This window comes from Aeromonas sp. R5-3 (assembly GCF_040908225.1).
GTDB lineage: Bacteria > Pseudomonadota > Gammaproteobacteria > Enterobacterales > Aeromonadaceae > Aeromonas > Aeromonas dhakensis.
Map to the genome: position 1 here is coordinate 43,775 of NZ_JBFODH010000021.1, position 18,615 is coordinate 62,389.

The 18,615-nt window shown below is 61.2% G+C and carries 12 protein-coding genes and 1 riboswitch; of the genes, 4 read left to right on the forward strand and 8 right to left on the reverse strand.

Translation table 11 applies throughout. The annotated features are described in order from the left end of the window. Positions 1-92 precede the first annotated feature (92 nt). Complete coding sequence (locus tag AB5Y95_RS12085; RefSeq protein WP_017766349.1) at positions 93-2,237, reverse strand: ExeM/NucH family extracellular endonuclease; 2,145 nt, start codon at positions 2,235-2,237, stop codon at positions 93-95. 296 nt (positions 2,238-2,533) lie between these two features. Further along, positions 2,534-2,619, forward strand: a riboswitch (cyclic di-GMP riboswitch). A gap of 148 nt (positions 2,620-2,767) precedes the next feature. On the opposite strand from AB5Y95_RS12085, the gene AB5Y95_RS12090 reads away from it, so the two are divergent. After that, positions 2,768-5,770, forward strand: coding sequence for a glycosyl hydrolase family 18 protein (locus AB5Y95_RS12090; RefSeq protein ID WP_368161448.1), 3,003 nt, complete (start codon positions 2,768-2,770; stop codon positions 5,768-5,770). A gap of 414 nt (positions 5,771-6,184) precedes the next feature. Here AB5Y95_RS12090 and AB5Y95_RS12095 read toward each other — a convergent pair whose 3' ends face one another. The 7 genes from AB5Y95_RS12095 to AB5Y95_RS12125 all read right to left on the reverse strand — a co-directional run bounded on the left by AB5Y95_RS12095 (position 6,185) and on the right by AB5Y95_RS12125 (position 13,897). Further along, a complete protein-coding gene (locus AB5Y95_RS12095) occupies positions 6,185-7,420 on the reverse strand; it encodes a lipopolysaccharide assembly protein LapB (protein WP_010633016.1) in 1,236 nt (411 codons plus the stop codon). 11 nt (positions 7,421-7,431) lie between these two features. Further along, positions 7,432-8,067 carry an energy transducer TonB gene (locus AB5Y95_RS12100; RefSeq protein WP_005297832.1) on the reverse strand — a complete coding sequence of 212 codons (636 nt, stop codon included), beginning with the start codon at positions 8,065-8,067 and terminating at the stop codon, positions 7,432-7,434. Between the two features lie 16 nt (positions 8,068-8,083). Beyond that, a complete protein-coding gene (locus AB5Y95_RS12105) occupies positions 8,084-8,491 on the reverse strand; it encodes a biopolymer transporter ExbD (RefSeq protein ID WP_005297833.1) in 408 nt (135 codons plus the stop codon). A gap of 67 nt (positions 8,492-8,558) precedes the next feature. After that, complete coding sequence (locus AB5Y95_RS12110) at positions 8,559-9,086, reverse strand: MotA/TolQ/ExbB proton channel family protein (RefSeq protein WP_005297834.1); 528 nt, start codon at positions 9,084-9,086, stop codon at positions 8,559-8,561. Positions 9,087-9,096: 10 nt separating this feature from the next. After that, positions 9,097-10,470, reverse strand: coding sequence for a MotA/TolQ/ExbB proton channel family protein (locus AB5Y95_RS12115; protein WP_005297840.1), 1,374 nt, complete (start codon positions 10,468-10,470; stop codon positions 9,097-9,099). After that, a complete protein-coding gene (locus AB5Y95_RS12120; protein ID WP_005297842.1) occupies positions 10,467-11,231 on the reverse strand; it encodes a DUF3450 domain-containing protein in 765 nt (254 codons plus the stop codon). Before AB5Y95_RS12120 ends, AB5Y95_RS12115 begins: the two co-directional genes overlap by 4 nt. A 110-nt stretch (positions 11,232-11,341) precedes the next feature. Beyond that, entirely contained in the window at positions 11,342-13,897 is a 2,556-nt protein-coding gene (locus AB5Y95_RS12125; RefSeq protein ID WP_043170343.1) for a TonB-dependent receptor, read from the reverse strand. A 738-nt stretch (positions 13,898-14,635) separates the two neighbouring features. On the opposite strand from AB5Y95_RS12125, the gene AB5Y95_RS12130 reads away from it, so the two are divergent. From AB5Y95_RS12130 to AB5Y95_RS12140, 3 genes are all read left to right on the forward strand, one after another. Further along, positions 14,636-15,661, forward strand: a complete 1,026-nt coding sequence (locus AB5Y95_RS12130; RefSeq protein ID WP_010633023.1) for an ABC transporter permease subunit — start codon at positions 14,636-14,638, stop codon at positions 15,659-15,661. 2 nt (positions 15,662-15,663) lie between these two features. Then, positions 15,664-16,707, forward strand: a complete 1,044-nt coding sequence (locus AB5Y95_RS12135; protein ID WP_042051029.1) for an ABC transporter permease — start codon at positions 15,664-15,666, stop codon at positions 16,705-16,707. 82 nt (positions 16,708-16,789) lie between these two features. After that, positions 16,790-18,607: an extracellular solute-binding protein gene (locus tag AB5Y95_RS12140; protein ID WP_368161179.1), complete on the forward strand. Its 1,818-nt coding sequence runs from the start codon at positions 16,790-16,792 to the stop codon at positions 18,605-18,607. Positions 18,608-18,615 lie beyond the last annotated feature (8 nt).

An 18,615-nucleotide genomic window follows, 5' to 3' on the forward strand; every position in this document is an offset into this window, starting at 1 on the left:
CCTTTTTGTTTTGCGCTCCGTTCACCGGTCGTGCCGACGATCCATAAAAAAGCCCGCATCGCTGCGGGCTTTTGGCGTGATGGCAAGGGTCATCAGCCGTGGCGGCGACGCCAGGCCAGCGGCAGCAGGGCCAGCAGCAGGGCGCCCATGGCACCGCCACCGCCGTTGCTCTCCTCTTTCAGCTTGAGGTCGACGATGATGGGGTCGTGGTCGGAGGCGCTGAACGGATTGTCCGACTTGATCATGTCGCCGGTGAAGTCCCGGCCGTACTCGAACAGGTTGCTCTCGAACGAGTTGATGTGCCAGTCGGCCACGGCGATCACCTTGCCGGCCAGCGCCGGGTTGGCGAGGGCATAGTCCAGGGTGCCGAGCTCGGCCTCGTAGCTGTAGGAGATGGCCTTCTCCTTGTTGAACTTGACGTTCATGTCCACTAGGCCGTAACTCTTGGCCACTTCGCTGCCGGTCTGCTCAAAGACCTGGTCGCCAAGGAAGGTCTGGGAGGCTGAGACTATCTTGCGCTGGCCGTCGGTCGGCACATAGTCGGTCAGCACCCGGATCGCATCTTCCCGGGCGTAGGAGTTGAAGTCGCCCACCAGCAGCACCTGGCCGGGCAGCTTGCTCACCGCCTCGCCCAGCACCTTGGCGGCACTGACCCGGAACTCGGTGCACTTGCCCTGCAGATCTGCCGGCTCCTTGCCATCCAGGTTCTCCAGGCAGCCTGAGCCCTTGGATTTCAGGTGGTTGACCACCAGGGTCAGCGGATCCTTGCTGCCCTCGACGGTGAAGGTCTGCACCAGGGAGTCACGCTGGGAGGCCTGTTTCTCGACCCCTTTGGCATCCAGGTATTTCTGTACCGGCAGGATGATGACGTTGGCGTCCCCTTGCGGTACCAGCTTGGCCGGCCGGTAGATCATGGCCACCATGATGGCGTCGCCACCGAAGTAGTGTTCGCCCTGCAGCAGCGCCTTGGGCAGGGTGACGAAGGCGTACTGCTTGCCCGCCTCTTTCTGCTGGGCGTTGAGGGCCTGTACCAGGTCGCTGATAGCGGAGTGGCTGTCAAAGCCGTTGTTCTCCATCTCCATCAGGCCGAGCAGGTCGGCATCCATCTCGGTGATGGCGTTGACTATCTTGGCGCGCTGCTTCTGGAAGTCCTCCAGGTTCTTGGCGCCGCGGTTGCAGCCCTTGGCGCTGTCCGCATCCGCCTGATCCTTGCACAGTACGTTGAGGGCACCGCCCACGCTGGAGTGGCTGGTGAAGTAGTTGAGCACGTTGAAGCTGCCGACGCGCAGATCGGTGCCGTCGGCACGGGCCGGAGCGCTCTGGCGGTCGTTGTCGCTGGTGCGCAGCAGATCGCCGGCAGTGATCACCTGATCCTGCGGCACGATCAGCCGGTACTCGTTGTAGCTGTAGCCCACCATGGCGTCCAGATTGACCGGGGCATCGCCGATGCGCAGGTAACCCTGCTCCGGCTCCCAGGCCGGCAGCCAGGGCAGTTTGCCGTCGGCGGCCTTGAAGTCCGATTCGAGGAATACCCGGTTGCCGGCGTTGGCCTTGGCCAGCGCCTTGGCGGCCTTGCTGTCGGCGTCGTGCAGCTGGGTCGGCTTCATCAGCGGCGCCTGGTGGGAGAGCACCAGGTTGTTGCGTCGGGCGGCGTAGTCATAGCTGAAGTTGCGGCTGATTTTGAGCGCGCTGTCGGCATCGAGCCGTACCCGCATCCCTTCGTGGCGCTCCAGCGCCCGGGCCAGGGTCTCGTTTTCCAGAACCCGCAGCGGGATGGCGGCCGGGGCTGTGCCTTGGGCGATCACCTGCAGGCGCGCGGTGCCGTTGTCAGTCATTGGCTTGAGCTGGGTGTGGCCGTAATACTCCTCGACCTTGGCCTCCAGGCAGACTTCGGCGCCCGGCTTGATGTCCGGGTACTTGCTGGCGAAGTTTTTGTCGTTGAGATAGACGAAGATGCCGTCCGAGGTCTGGGGGTTGCCATCGCCCTGCACATCCAGCAGGTAGAACCCCTTGTTGAGGCTTTCGCCAAGGCCAGAGACCACCGCCTTGACCATGACGCTCTGGGGGCTTTCGAACTTGTCGGCGGGAATAAGCGGGCTCTTGTCACCGCTGCCCTGAATGACTGGGATCGGGGTGAGGTCGCTGTCGGCCGGGCAGCTGAAGCCGGCGGCATAGACGGACGGGGAGGCGAGCGCAATCCCCACGGCCAGCGACAGCAGGGTACGTGTTCCTTTCATATCTGTTCCTTTTTTATTTTTTGCCAGTGTTTCCATAGCCTTGGCGCATCGGCCAAGGGCGCGCATTGTCACATTTCTGGCATGTCGTACCAGTGAGCCAACGCACATTACGGGGATACAAATGAGGGCAATGCCGGTTTTTTTGACTTGGCTAACAGCATGAAACTAATGACAAATTTGTTATTTCATCCGGTTGGCGAAAATGTGATCCCGCTGGCATCCACATATTTTTCCTCGAGAATGAAGATTGAGACTCGGCTGGTTGATTCCTATACTCGGCTTGTTCCTCACGGAACCCAGGTAAAGGGCAAACCGGCCGAGGCGCCGGGACGCAATGCCTCCGGTCTTCAGATCGAGCGATCCAGATAGCGGGGCTTCCCAGGGTGAGGGTGACGTTTGTGGCAGGTCCATTGCCAGTTGTCTGCGCCCATCACGCAGGTTGCGCTTGTGCTTTGCCTTGGAGACCAATGCCAAGACAAAACAAGGAAGATAACAATATGCAACAGACCCTAAGGCCCAGCAGGCTTGCCATGCTGGTGGCTTTGGCTGCCATGCCCGCCTGGGCACAGGCCGCTTATCCCGCCTATCAGGCCGGTACCGCCTACAAGGCCGGCGACATCGTCAGCAACGTCGGCAATCTCTATGAGTGCAAAGAATTTCCCTACTCCGGCTGGTGCGGGGCCTCGCCCTATCACTATGAGCCAGGTGTCGGGGTCGTCTGGGCGGATGCCTGGAAACTCTATGGCGGGGAGGTACCGCCTCCGGCGCTCGGCGTAGCCGTCAGCTCGCCGGCTGCCGGCGCCAGTGTCAACGAGGGGGCCAGCGTCGCGCTGGCGGTGACCCTGAGCGGCCCGGTGACGGCGCTGGTCAAGGTCGAGTACCTTATCGACGGCACCCTGGTCGCCACGGCAAGTGCCTCGCCCTGGAACGGCAGCTGGCGTGCCGCCGGTGTCGGCGCTCACGCCCTCAAGGCGCGGGCGCTGGATAAAGACGGCAAGGTGCTGAGCGAAGCGGATTCCAGCTTCAAGGTCGCCGCCGTGGTGGCGCCAGAGGCGCCCAAGGTGAGCATCGCGAGCCCGGCCGCTGGCGCCAAGGTGACCCTGGGTCGCAGCGTGGCGGTGAGCGGCAATGTCACAGATGCCAACGACGATGTCGCCAAGGTCGAGCTGTTCGTCGATGGCAAGAAGGTGGGGGAGGACACCAGTGCCCCCTGGCAGGTGAACTGGACGCCCCAGAGCAAGGGGCTGGCCGGCCTCAAGCTGGTGGCAACCGACAAGGAGAACCTGAGCGGCGAGTCGAGCCAGGTCGACGTGCAGGTGGAAGAGTCCGCCCTGCCGCCCTCCGGTGGCAACCTCTCCTGCGACATTCGTCAGATCTACCGCCCGGACGGTTACGAGTGCATGGGGGATGATCACGCCCGCCGGGTCATCGGTTACTTCACCTCCTGGCGTACCGGCAAGAACGGCTTGCCCTCCTATCTGGTGAGCGACATTCCCTGGGACAAGATCACCCACATCAACTACGCCTTCGCGGCGGTGGACGAGCAGAGCCACACCATCAAGGTGGACGACTCGGCCACCAAGATGACCTGGGACGGCGTGCCGGGTGCCGAGATGGATCCGGAGTTCGCCTATCAGGGCCACTTCAACCTGCTGTCGAAGTACAAGAAGCAGTATCCGGACGTGAAGACCCTGATCTCGGTGGGGGGCTGGGCCGATACCCGCGGCTTCTATACCGCCACCACCAAGGGTGACTGCTCGGTCAACACCGACGGCATCAACGCCTTTGCCAACTCGGCGGTGAGCTTCATCCGTCAGTACGGCTTTGACGGGGTCGACGTCGACTACGAGTATCCCACCTCCATGAAGGATGCGGGCAACCCCAACGACTTCCCGCTCTCCAACCAGTGTCGCGGCAAGCTGTTTGCCAACTACAAGGTGTTGATGCAGACCCTGCGCAGCAAGCTCGACAGCGCCGGCAGCGAGGATGGTCGCAAGTACATGCTGACCATCGCCTCGCCGGCCTCGGCCTACCTGCTGCGCGGCATGGAGAACTTCCAGGTCACCCAGTACCTCGACTACGTCAACCTGATGACCTACGACTTCCACGGCGCCTGGAACAACTTCGTCGGTCACAACGCCGCCCTGTTCGACAACAAGGCGGATGCCGAACTCGCTCACTGGGGCGTCTATACCCAGAGCCAGTTTGGCGGCATCGGCTACCTCAACGCGGCCTGGTCTGCCCACTACTTCCGTGGCGCCCTGGCGGCCGGCAAGATCAACGTGGGCGTGCCTTACTACACCCGCGGCTGGCAGGGGGTCAGCGGTGGCACCCACGGTCTGGGTGGCAAGGCAGCCCTGCCGAGCCAGAGCGATTGTCAGCCGGGCACCGGTGGCAGCACCATTCCGTGCGGCAACGGGGCGGTCGGCATCGACAACATCTGGCACGATCTCGACAAGAACGGCAAGGAGATCGGCGGTGGTGCCGTGCCCATGTGGCATGCCAAGAACCTGGAGAACGCCGCGAGCCTGGGTATCACCACCATGCCGAGCTACGGTCAGGCCTGGGGTCTGGATCCCAACAACCCGGCTCACGTGATGCAGGGCAAGTACGTGCGTTACTACGATGACAAGGCGCAGGCGCCTTGGCTGTGGAACGAAGAGAAGAAGGTGTTCCTCTCCACCGAAGATGAAGAGTCCATGGGCCACAAGCTCGACTACATCATCAAGCGGGGCCTGGGCGGGGTCATGTTCTGGGAGATGGCGGGTGACTACGCCTTCGATCCGGCCAAGAACGAGTACGGCATGGGGGATACCCTGACCACGCTCGCCTACGACAAGTTTGCCAAGGCGACCAAGTACGACACCAGGCAGAACGATCTGGCGGCGCCAACTGCCCAGCTCGACATCGCGGTGGGCCTCTCCGGCTTCAAGGAGGGGGATTCCAACTACCCGATCAACCCGACCCTGAAACTCACCAACAACTCGACCCAGACCATTCCGGGCGGTACCCGCATCGAGTTTCTGGTGCCCACCTCCACCTCCGACACCATCACCGACCAAAGCGGGATGGGGCTGAAAGTGGTAGAGAGCGGCGGCAACCAGAACTCCGACGGCATCGCCAACGAGAAGGACTTCCACAAGGCGGCCTTCACGTTGCCGACCTGGAAGGCGTGGGCGCCGGGCAGCGACGTGGAAGTGGCGATGACCTACTATCTGCCGGCCGCCGGTGTGCCGAGCGGTATCCGCATCATCAGCGGTACCCAGACTGCGGGTCTCAAGGCCGAGTTCCCGACCCTGCCGGAGGCCGTGCTGGGCAGCAGTGGTGGCGGTGAGAACCCGGGCGGAACCACCTGCAGCAGCCAGAACGTCAACCCGGCCGCCTACAAGGCCTATCCGACCTGGCCGCAGGGGGATCACGCCAACGGCGGTGATCGTATGACCAACAACAAGGCGGTCTGGCAGGCCAACTGGTGGACCAGCAGCGAGCCCAAGGCGGGCGACGGCAGCTGGAAACTGGTATGCAGCTACTGAGTTGTCCAAGCTGCCGCACCAGCAGCGAGCTCAGAGCGGGCGATAGCAGCTGGAAACTGGTATGCAGCTACTGAGTTGTCCAGGCTGCTGTACCAGCAGCGAGCTCAGAGCGGGCGACGGCAGCTGGAAGCTGGTGTGCAGTTACTGATGACCGTTTGAGGGACAGGCCGGCACTCAGCCTGGCCTGTTCTCTCGCAAGGCAATGACCCAATCCGGAGCCCAGGCTCCGGATTTTTTTATGGCGGGGTAATAAAGGCAGGGGCATAAAAAAGACCGCTCCGGGGAGCGGCCAATTGCCACCAAGGCAATCTGCGGGGTAATCCCCTTGTTGTTGATCGGCAGGGCGGGAGCCCGTCCTGCCGGGTGTTGTTGCGTGCCTTGTCGAGGAATGGCCCCGGCCGGCACGCGGTTTGGTTACTGGGTGACGGCGCCGCCCTGCTGCTCTTTCAAGAAGCTGATCCAGGGCGAGGCGCGACCGCTGACGTTGCCGTTCTGGGCAGCCTGGGTGAAGGCGGAGAGTGCCTCCTTCGGCTTTTGCTGCTCAAAATAGGCAACCCCGGTCAGGAACTTCAGATCCGCCCGCTGCTCGCCGCTGGCGTTGGCGGCGGGCTTGGCGGCGAAGGCCACCAGATCCTGGTAGCGCTTGCTCTGGATCATCATGCGCGCCATCTTCAACTGCAGATCGGCACTGGGGGCCAGCTTGTAGGACTTGGCCAGGGTGTCGATGGCCGGGTCCAGCTCCTTGGCCTGGTGCCAGTAGTTGGCGAGCGTCTTGTAGTTGGCCGCGTTGCTCTCGATGGTCCCTTCCTTCATTGCCTTCTCCATCACGCGCGCGGCGCGGTGGGGAATGCCGGCGAAGGCCAGGTAGTTGGCGAGGCGCTGCAGCTCGCTGGCTTCGGTCAGCATGCCGAGGTTGTAGGCGCCTTCCAGCGCCGCCAGGGCCTTGGCATCGTTGCCCGCCTGCATGTGCATGGCCGACAGCTGGGTCCAGTACTTCTTCTTCTCCGGGTAGCGGTCGACCAGTGCGGTCAGCACCTCGGTAGCTGGCTTGTACTGTTTCAGCTCGTAGTGGGCCGCCATCTTCAGCAGGTACCAGGACTCCGGCGCCTTGCCTGCGGAGAGCTTGATCGCGTTGTCCACCGCCGGAATGGCTTCCCGATACTGCTTGAGCTGCACATGGGCGTTGGCCAGCGTGATGTAGGCGTGCGGGGTCGGTTTCTCGTCCTTGCCGAGGTTCGCGAACCACTGGTTCATGGTGCTGATGGAGGCCTTGAAGTTCCCCTCCGCCATGTAGAGCTGGGCCAGGTTGTAGCGCACCTGCTGGGCTACCGGCTGGGGTAGCCCGCCGGTGGCGATGGCATCGGCGAAGTACTTGGTCGCCTGACCGTACTTCTCCTGTTGCGCGGCCACGAAGCCCAGGGTCTGCAGAATAACCCCCTTGTCGTAGACCCGCTCGCCGGCGCCGGACAGCGCCTCCTGCAGCTTGGCATTGGCCTCGCCGTATTTCTTCTCGGTGATCAGTGCCTGCGCCTTGTTGACCGCGCGGTAGGCGCGGTCAGAGAGGGCGGGCTGCTCGGCGGCCCAACCGGCGGTGCTGAGCAGCACCGCCATGGCGACCGGGGCGAGGATCAGGGTGTGTAACTTTTTCATCGCCACCTTCCTTAGTTAGTCGCAAACTCGATCTCTTGCTGCATGCGACTGGCCTGCGGCTTGCCATCCACCATGGCCGGTTTGAACGTCCATTTTGCGATGGTCTGGCGCGCTGCCTTGCCGAGGTCGTAGCTGCGTGGCTCTTCCTTGACGATCCGCACGTTGCTGACGGTGCCGCGCTCGGTGACGGTGAATTCCACCAGCACCTTGCCGGAGGCGAGGCCGGCCAGTGCCGCCTTGCGGGGCATCATGGGCTCGAAGGTCGCCAGCGGAATGGCGCCATTGTTGCCACCCATGCCGCCGCCACCGCCGCCGGTGCTGTAGGCACCCAGGGCGTTGCCGCCGCCGATGTTGACCGGGATGTCGAGTTTGGGCATGTCCATTGGCGAGCTCTCCATCTGCGGCCGATCCGTGCTCGCCACTTCCATCTCGGGAGGGGGGGGCGGGCGTTTCGGGGGCGGCGGTTTGGGCAGCTCACGTTGTCTCTCTTGCAGGGTCTCCTGAGGCTTGAGGCGAATGAAGTCGGTCATGGTGACGTCCTCCTTCTCCGTCAGCTCCCGGTGATCCGGCGTGATGAGCTTGTTCATTCCCAGGAACAGGAAGAACACCACCACGCAGGAGACCGCTAACGATATCAGGTATCTCATGGCATTCGCTCCGGCATCAGCTGCTCTTGTCGGCGGCGATGGAGATGTTCTGGACACCGGCCATGCGGATCTGATCCATGACCTGGACCACCAGACCGGAACGGGATTCGCTGTCGGCCTGGATCACCACGGCGCTCTCCGGGTTCTCTGCCCGCAGCCGCTCGATGTTGGCACGCACGGCACCCACTTCGACGATGCGCTTGTCGACCCAGACCTGGCCGTTCTCGCGGACCGCGACCATGATGTTCCCCTTCTTCACCGTTTCGGCCGTGCTGGCGCTCGGGCGGTTGATCTCCACGCCGGACTCCTTGACGAACGAGGTGGTGACGATGAAGAAGATCAGCATGATGAACACTATGTCCAGCATGGGGGTCAAATCGATGGCCGCCTCATCAGCACTGCTGTCGCTGTGACGTTTTCTCATGGCAAAAACTCCTTGCTTGTTCTGTGCCCCCGCCAGAACCGGGCCCGGCGGGGGAGTGCATCCTGCATCAGCCGTGTTTCAGGTTGTCTTCCAGCTTCTGCACGGCCAGCTTGGCCTTGTGATCGAGCCGGCTGACAAAAAACAGACCGGAAAGGGCGGCAATCATGCCCGCCATGGTCGGTACCGTCGCCTTGGAGATCCCCGAGGCCATTGCCCGCGGTGAGCCGGTGCCGGTGATGGCCAGGGTGTCGAACACCTGCACCATGCCGACCACAGTCCCGAGCAGTCCCATCAGCGGGCAGAGGGCGATCAGCACCTTGATGACCGGCATCCCCTTGTCCACCGCCATGGCCACCCGGGAGACCAGCTCGCGGCGGATCTGCCTGGCAGACCAGGAGAGGTGATCGCTGCGGGCCAGCCAGGCGGCCTTGGTCTGCTTCACCTGTTGGGGGTAGACCGCCATGAAGTAGAACCAGCGCTCCAGCAGCAGGGCCCACATCATCAGGGTCAGGAAGAACAGGGCGACCAGCACGTCGCCCCCCAATCCCAGAAACCGGCGGACCGACTCGACTTCTTCAATCAACCAGAACCACATGGGTGACTCCTTACGCTGCGGCTTTGGAGGCGTGCAGACGTTCCTGATAACGGGCGACGAAGCCGGCGCTCTGCTCTTCCAGCACCTGGATCAGACGGCGGCTCTGGGTTTGCACGATGGTGTAGAGGAACAGCATGGGCACCGCGACCACCAGACCCTGCATGGTGGTGACCAGGGCTTCGGAGATACCGCCCGCCATCAGCTTGGGATCGCCGGTACCGAACAGGGTGATGGCCTGGAAGGTGGCGATCATGCCGACCACGGTACCCAGCAGACCCAGCAGAGGTGCCACCGAGGCGATCAGCTTGATGATGCTGATGCCCTTCTCGAACTTGGGCACGTTGCGCAGGATGATCTCGTCGAGCTTGGACTCCAGATCCTCGATGTTGTCGCCACGGTGCGCCTGGTAGGCGCCCAGCATCTCGCCGATGGGGTTGCCCTTGATGATCTGATCGGATTTGAGCTGCTTGCGCATGGATCCGCCGATGAGGGAGAGGCGGGCACCGCAGAACAGCGCCAGCAGGGTGCCGATGACCCCCAGTGCCAGGATCACGTAACCCACGGAGCCGCCCTGATCGATGCGCTCTTTGAGGGTTGGCGACTGCACCAGCAGGGAGAGGATCACGCCGCGGGACGGGTCGATGAAAATGGGTTCGACGCTGCCACCGCCCTGTTCAAACTTGGCGACCGGTTCCAGCACATTGCTTTCAGGCTGACGGGAGAGCTGTTCGAACTTGCCGGTCTCCGGCACGAAGGTCAGGTACTTGCCTTCGGAGACGGTGTTGAACTCGCCGATCTGGGTGACGGTCTTCTCGGCCTGGTTGCCTTCGCCATAGACCACGGTGGCCGGGATCTGGCTCACCTTGCCACCGTCGACCATGCGGCTGAGGGTGGTGGTCCAGAAGGCGGTCAGGTCATCGCTGGAGGGGAGCTCCTTGCTCTCGGCCAGGCGGGTCAGCAGGGCGGTCTGCTCCGGATGCTCGACCCGACGGGCGGAGGCGTTGAAGATCCCCTTGAACTCGCCGGCGAACTGGCGCAGTACGCCGAACATCTCGCCCATGTTGCCGGAACGCTGGCGCAGGGTCTCGGTCAGCTCGGTCAGCTGCTTGTCATTGGCATCAAAAGTGGCCTTGAGCTGCTCGCCTCTGGCGGTCTCGGCAGCCAGGTCGGCCTTGGCCTTGGCCAGCAGGGCGGTCTGCTCGTTCTTGTCGGCCAGGAAGCGGGCTTCCCGCTCCTTGTTGAGCTGGGATTCAGTGGTGCTGGCAGCCTTGACCTGATTGAGCAGGGCGTTCAGATCCACCGGTTTCTCGGCGGCGGTCACCGGCAGGGTGACCAGGGTAGCGCCCGCGATCAGCGAGGCGATGGCAAGTTTGATTCCTTTCATGATGCTTTCTCCGCAGTTTGAACCGGCAGCTTGATGAGGGCGGGAGGCGCCTGCTTCTTGGCGATGCGAAGGCCCTGTTCCACTGCACTGCGATACTCCTGGGGCAACTCTTCCCACTGGCGGGTCTGCTTGTTCCACATGCCGGTTTCCTGGCCGTCAGGGGACTGGTAGAGCAGGGCAATGCGGCCGACGCGCAGGAACTCGTAAGTCTTCTCGCTGCCATCCTTGTCCAGGCTGGCCTTGTAGGACTCGATGGTGCGGCTGAAGCCCTCCTCGATCTGATAGGCCTCCAGGATCTTGCGGTACTTCTCGGAGATGGTGACATCGGCCCGGTTCATCAGGTCGGTCAGGGCCGCCACGCGGTCCTCCCGCTCAACCTTCTGGAACGGCAGATCCAGCGAGACGAACTGATCGAGGGAGTCGATCATCTTGAGCATCAAGGGCACCACTTCGGTGCTGGTCTGATCGATCTGGGCGATCTGGCGCTGCATGGAGGCCAGTTCGCTGCTCTGGGATTCGACCATCTTGCCCACCTGCTCGTTGTAGGTGCGCAGGCTGTCGACCTGGCGCAGAGCGGCCTTGTACTGGGCGAGGGCGGATTCGGCAGAGTCGGCGTAGTTGTCGATCTTCTGCTGGGAAACTTTGGATGCATTGTCGGTGGCGGCTTGAGCGTCCACTGCCTGGCTGGCAGAGGCGGCACTCAGATTGAAGCTGGTCAGCAAGGCAGCAGAAACCAGGCTGCCGAGGAGCGCTTTCTTCATTGTAATTGTCCTTGTTTTCATAGGATTACCCTATCTCCGTAACTTCCTTGGACGTTGGGCAAAGCCGGCCCGACCGGGCCGGCTTAGGTTGGTATATCAACGGCAGTTGATTAGAACTTCTGGGTGTAGTCGAGGTAGACGATGCGTCCGTCGATGCTGTAGAGATCTTCGTCGTAGGTGAAGCCGTCGCTGGAGAGCGAGGGGCCTACGTTGAACATGTTCTTCACACCGGCTTGCAGCTTGCCGTTCCAGGGGGTGTTAACACCGACGTTCAGGTTCCAGGTGGTCTGGGAGGCGATATGGCCCTCGGTCCGACCGTCAACATAGTCTTGGCTCTGGGAGTCGATGTAGTTGGCACTCAGGTAGGCATCCATGTTCCACCACTGCGGCACATTGACCCCGACACCGGAGTTGAAGCGCAGTTCAGGCTTGGCGTTCCAGCCCTTCTTGTCGACCATGGGACCACCGGCGAACAGACCCTCTTCGTATTTCAGAATGTAGGTGCTGCCGAAGTCGTAGCGCACGGTCGCGACGTTGAAGTCGTACTTGTAGTCAGCCTTGAAGTCCAGACCGCTGGTCTTGAGCTGGCCCAGGTTGACCATGCCGGCATAAACCTGCTCCACATCGCCGTTGGCATCGCGGATGACGTTCGGGTTGCTGCCAGTGTTCAGCTCCTGATAGAACTGGGTCTGGGTAGTGGCCAGCTGGATCACGTCATCAATCTTGATGTAGTAGTAGTCCAGCGAGAGGTTGAGGTCGTCGATCGGGCTGTAGGCGGCACCGATGCCGAAGGTGTCAGCCGTCTCTTCCTTCAGGTTCTTGTTGGATTGGCGAACCGTGGTGTACTGCTCTTCCGGGCAGTTGGCCACACCGTTCTTCTGGCAGGAGACATAGTCCTTGGCGAAGTCGGCGGAGTCGGCATCGGCCGCGTACAGGTCATCCAGACCCGGGGCGCGGAAGGACTGCGACCAGGAGGTGCGGAACAACAGGTTGTCCAGCGGCTGATAGCGCAGGCTCGCCTTGGGCGAGAAGGCGCTGCCAAAGTCGCTGTACTTGTCGAAACGACCGGCCAGGTTCAGCTCGATCTGCTCGGTGATGGGGATCAGGCTCTCGATATAGGCAGCGAAGACGTCGCGTACACCACCGCCCGAATTGCCGGAAGAGCCGATGACGTTGCCGGCCGCAGACTGGCTGTCATAGGTGTCGGAGTAAACCCAGTCGTTGTACTCGGCCCCCAGGTACCAGCCGATGGGGCCGGCCGGCAGTTCGCCCATGCTCCAGCCCAGGCCACCGTACCACTGGAAGAAGTCCATCTTGGAGGTGCGGCTGGTGTCGTAGGAGAGGCTGTTGGTGGCGGCACTGGAGAACTCGCCGTTCTTGAAGTTGCCGCTGTCGACCTCCTGCTGGACCGCCGGATTCAGCACGTAGCCGGTGCCGCGGTTCTTGTTGTCGGTCTTGGAGTACATGTAGCCCGCATTCCACTCCACATCGCCCACCGCTTCGGTCGGCAGTGTGCCTTCGAAGCCCAGGTTCATGCTGCCGGTCAGGTCGGTGACGTCGTTGTCACGGGGGCCGACGTTGCTGAAGCGATAGTAGACGGTAGCCTTGTCGCCGATGAAGCCGTTGTCGGCCAGCAGCTCGGCGCCGCCCGGAGTGGTCCCGTCGATGCTGAAGGGACCGGCGGCCGGGGCGAAGCGGCCGAAGCTGGTGACCCGCGAGCCGATCAGCTGGGGTACGAAGTCGACGTTGTCATTGATGTGATAGCGGCCGTTGACATAGACGGTGTCCCGGGTACGGGAAGCGGTCTTGGCGGCGACCTGGGCAAAGTCGAAGCGGCAGGCGGTACCGACCGGCACGAAGCCGGGGCCGGTATTGGCGCAGTCGATGCCGTCCAGGGTACGGGTGACCGTCTTGCCGGTGGCGGCATCGATCCCCTTGATGTTGCGGCCATACAGGCTGGGAGCAGAAGAGCCCTGCAACGCCAGGTAGTCGCGATCCTTGTAGTAGATCTCCTCCTTGACGTCGTGCTCGTACACCATCATCAGGGCGCCCTTCTCCCCGGTGATGCCGCTGACGATGGAGCCGCTCTTCTCGTCACCACCCTCTTCGGTGGGAGAGCCGATACGGCCCTGGAATTCCAGCCCTTCATAGTCCTGTTTCAGGATGACGTTGATGACACCGCCGATGGCATCGGAACCGTACAGGGCCGAGCCGCCGTCCAGGTTCACTTCCACCCGCTCCACCGCCGCCATGGGGATGGAGTTGAGGTTGATGGCGCTGCCACCCATGGAAGGAGAACCGGCGACCCGCTTGCCGTTGAGCAGCACCAGGGTGCGCTCTGAGCCAAGCCCGCGCAGGCTGACGGTGGCCTGGGATTGGGCTGAGCTGCCGGAGGAGGGGGAGATACTACCGAAGGAGTTGTAGGAAGCCTGCTTCAGGTAGTCGGCCACGGTCTGCTGACCGGATTGTTCGATCTTGGCCTTGCTGATGGCGACGACCGGGGTGGCGCCTTCCACGTCGACACGGGAGATGCGCGAACCGGTAACCTTGATCTTCTGGAGTTTTTCGACGTTTTGGCCTTCTTCGGCCAAGACAGGGGTGGCCACTACTGCCGCGCTCGCCAAGGCAAACGCAACGGCAGCAGAGAGTCTGCTTTTCCTAAGCATCGCTTATATCCTTCCTGGTTGTTTTTTTGTTTGCTTCCATACCGCCCTCGTTGGGGCGATGCGTAAGGCTTATCAAGGTTTGGCGGTTGACGTCAATTGAGGCGGTACGGATGGGGGCGTGGCGGGTAATAAGATGACTATGTTTTATTTGTTCGCATTTGGCAGAGATTTATTCTGATTTGGTAACGTTTTCCCATGTAAAGGTTTTGTTAAAGCAAATTGATTCCAGTTTATCGATTAATTTTGAACTTATCGATAAGGGTGGTGTCTTTCTGGTTTTTATATTGTTGAGTTAGGTATTTTTAGCATTATTGTCTGTTTTGGTAGTGTGTTCGGCTGAGGTTCAGGCTGGGCGCCGGCCACCTATTTATGTGCAGCCATATAGAGAAGGTGTTCTTTTGTGGGGGGGTGTTTTAAGTGGCTGTTTTTAATGGTTTATTTAATTTATCTTCTGGTTTTTATCTGTTTTGTTGAATTACTAAACGTTATTTAAGTTGTTCATCTTGTAGTTTTTTATCTTGAAGTTGCGAATTTCAGAAAAAACTCACGATAAATTCCACTGCACAAGCCGGGACCAGAATGCACCCCTAGTTCTACTTGATTTTTGTTGCAGAGCTTTTACAGTGACCGAGCGGATAGTCTGTCAATCATCGGCTATTCAGTGAGTAATGCCAGGAAGGACGGGCCCGTCACCGGATGTGACTGGCCATAAAAGAACAACAAGGACGAGGTTCCACCATGCTGTCGTATTTCCTACGTCGGATGCTTTTGATCATCCCGACGTTTCTCGGTATCACCCTGCTCGTCTTCACCATCACCCGTTTCGTGCCGGGCGGTCCGGTCGAACGCATGTTGCTGCAGGCCCAGGTTTCCCAGAATGAGTCCGGTCGCTCCAGCGGCAGCAAGGGGGCGCAGGCGCTCTCCGACGAGCAGATCGAGGAGCTCAAGGCGTTCTATGGCCTCGACAAGCCCATGCTGGTCGCCTATTGGGAGTGGCTGCAGAAGCTGGCGGTGCTGGATCTCGGCGAGTCGACCCGCTATTACGAGCCGGTGTGGGATCTTATCAAGGACAGGTTGCCGGTGACCGCCTTCTTCGGGCTGGCCACCTTTCTGTTGAGCTACGCCGTTTCCATCCCGCTCGGGGTGGCCAAGGCGCTCAGACACAACACCCGCTTCGATTCAGTCAGCTCCATGCTCATCTACATGGCCTATGCGTTGCCCGCCTATGTGGTGGGCATCTTCCTCATCACAGTGTTCGCGTTTCATCTGGAGTGGCTGCCCATGGGGGGCTTCCCGGGGGACGAGTTTGACGGGATGGAGAACAGCTGGGATCAGATCCGTACCCTCTTCGCCCACGCGCTGCTGCCGCTCATCGCTTATGCCATCGGGGATTTCGCCATCCTCACCATGACCATGAAAAACAGCCTGATGGAGAACCTGTCGGCGGATTACGTGCGCACCGCCGTGGCCAAGGGACTGCCGTTTCGCAAGGCGGTGACCGATCACGCCATGCGTAACAGCCTGATCCCCATCGCCAGTCACTTAGGGTCGGTCCTCACCGTCTTCTTCGGCGGATCCTTCCTCATCGAAACCATCTTCAACATCGACGGCATCGGCCTGCTTGGCTACGAGGCCATCGTGGAACGGGACTACCCCACCGTAATGGGCATTTTGGCCATCACCTCCATGCTGATGCTGGTGGGCAACATTGTCTCCGACATCTGCGTCGCCCTTGTCGATCCACGCGTGCGGTTTGGAGAGTGAACATGAACCTGAATCCGGTTACCTTGAAAAAACTCAAGCGTTTCAAATCGATAAAACGCGGCTACTACTCCTTTATCATCTTCACCACCCTGGTGCTGCTCTCCCTGCTGGCGGAGCTCCTGGTCAACAGCCGGGCACTGATGGTGAGCTATCAGGGGGAGCTCTATTTTCCCACCTATGGCGACGTGATCCCGGGTCAGCAGTTCGGGCTCGATTACGAGTACGAGACCAATTACCGCCAGCTCCAAGACAAATTCACCGCAGAGGGCAAGGGGGACTGGGTGCTGCTGCCACCTGTGCCCTGGAACCCCTATGAGCAGGACTTCAAGCAGGACGCCTACCCACCCTATGCACCGAGCCTGGCCGAGCGCCACCTGCTCGGCACCGACACCAGCGGCCGCGACGTGCTGGCACGGCTGGTCTACGGCTTTCGCATCGCCATCGGCTTTGCCTTCATCGCGCTGGTGGCCAGCTACGCCATCGGCGTCACCATCGGCTGCATGATGGGCTTTCTCGGCGGACGCTTTGACCTGGTGCTGCAGCGCTTTATCGAGATCTGGTCCCAGGTGCCGTTTCTCTACGTCATCATGATCCTGGTGTCGCTGGCCAAGCCCAATTTCGGCCTGTTCGTGGCCATCAACGTATTGTTCGGCTGGATGGGCATCACCTGGTACATGCGCACCCTCACCTACAAGGAGCGGGCGCGGGACTACGTGATGGCGGCGCGGGCCCAGGGGGCCGGTACCGGGCGGATCATCTTCAACCACATTCTGCCCAACACCCTGATGATGATCGTCACCCTGGCGCCGTTTGCCGTGGTGGGCAACATCTCCACCCTGACGGCGCTGGACTACCTGGGCTTTGGTCTGGCCCCGCCCACCCCGAGCTGGGGGGAGCTGCTCTCCCAAGGCATCAACAACCTGGATGCCATCTGGATCGTGAGCTCGGTGGTGGCGGCGGTGAGTCTGGTGCTGATCATGGTCTCCTTCATCGGCGAGGCGATCCGAGAGGCGTTCGACCCGCGCAAATTTACCCGTTATCAGTGACCTGTGGCGCACTCAAGGCGCCGGGTTGCTCACCCTTAAATTGCTAAACCCCCAGTGCAGGGGTATGACCAGGAAGTCAAACATGAACAATAAAATCAAATGGATAGGTGCTCTATTCTTGTTGGTGAACGGGACCTGGGTGTGGGCGGCCAGCCTGCCTGCGGATCTCAAGTGGGAAACCAACGACACCGACCCCGTGTTCGCCTCGCCCAAGGCGCTGCCCGGCGGCAGCATCACCATGTTTGTAGACAGCTTTCCGCTGACGTTTCGCACCGTGGGGCCGGATTCCAACGGCGCGTTCCGCTCCTTTATCCAGGACAACCAGCTGAGGCTCATCAGCTTCCATCCCAACACCGGCAACCCCATTCCGTCGCTGGCGACCCACTGGGCCATCGCGCCGGACAACCAGACCGTCTACTTCAAGCTGGATCCGCAGGCCAAGTGGTCCGACGGCAAGCCGGTAGTCGCCGATGACTACACCTTTGGCTACGAGATGATGCGCTCCAAGGATATCCGCGCCCCTTGGTACAACAACTACTACACCACCGAGGTGGTGGCGGTGGAGAAGATTGACGACCACACCATCCTGGTCAAGGCGGGTACTCGCAAGGCCAAGCTGGATCTGCTCAACACCACCGAGCTGTACCCCCAGCCCAAGCACTACTACAAGCTGACCCCCAACTGGGTGAAGCAGTACAACTGGGCCGTGGTGCCTACCACTGGCCCTTACGTGATGACCGACGTGAAGAAGGGCAAGTCCATCACCTTCAGCAAGCAGAAGGGGTGGTGGGCCCAGAACTATCGCTACAACCAGCACAGGTTCAACCTCGACACCATCAAGGTGCAGGTGATCCGCGATCACAACATCGCCTTCCGTCACTTCCTGAAAGGGGAGCTCGATACCTTCGAGATGATCCTGCCCAACTGGTGGCATGAAAAAGCGGTCACTCCCGAGTACAAGCAGGGATACGTGCAGAAGGTGATGGCCATGACCGACACCAAGCAGGGCGGGCAAGGGCTGCATCTCAATATCGCCACTCCCAAGCTGGCGGACATCAACGTGCGGCTCGGCATTCAGCATGCCCTCAACATCGACAAGATGATCAAGACGGTGCTGCGTGGCGACTACGACAGAGCCACCACCTTCGGCTCGGGTTTTGGCGAGTTCACCGACATGCAGCTGCCGGAGCGAGCTTATGACATCAGCAAGGCGCGCGACTACTTTGCCAAGGCGGGTTACAGCAAACCGGGGCCGGATGGCATCCTGCAGAACGACAAGGGAGAGCGGCTGACCCTGGCGCTCACCTACACCAGCCAAGAGCACTCCAAGCGACTGACCGTGCTCAAGGAAGAGGCCAAGAAGGCGGGGCTGGATCTGGAGCTCAACCTTGTGGACGGCGCCACCGGCTTCAAGGCAATGCTGGAGAAGAAACACGAGGCGGCCTGGATGGGCTGGGCCGGCGGCGGTCTCTATCCGCAGTATTGGGAGTCGTTCCACTCCGCCAACGCCAACAAGCCGCAGACCAACAATCTGTTCAACGTGGCTGACAAGGAGCTCGACGCGCTGATCGACGCCTACAACGTCGAGTTCGACATGGCCAAGCGGGCCGAGCTCTCTCGCCAGATCCAGCAGCGCATCTATGACTTGGCCATCTTCGTGCCCGGAGTCCAGCTCAACTACGTGCGGGCCAGCAGCTGGCGTTACGTGATGCTGCCCGAGGTGCCCGCCACCAAGAACACGCCGGATCTGCTCTACTGGCCCATGGACGGCTATCCCCACAGCAGTGGCGGCCTGCTCTGGCTCGATCCCAAGGTGAAGGAAGAGACCCTGAAAGCCAAGGAGGCAGGGGAGGCGCTGGCGCCCATCAACCTGCTCGACAAGACCTATGCACGTCACTGATATGGCGC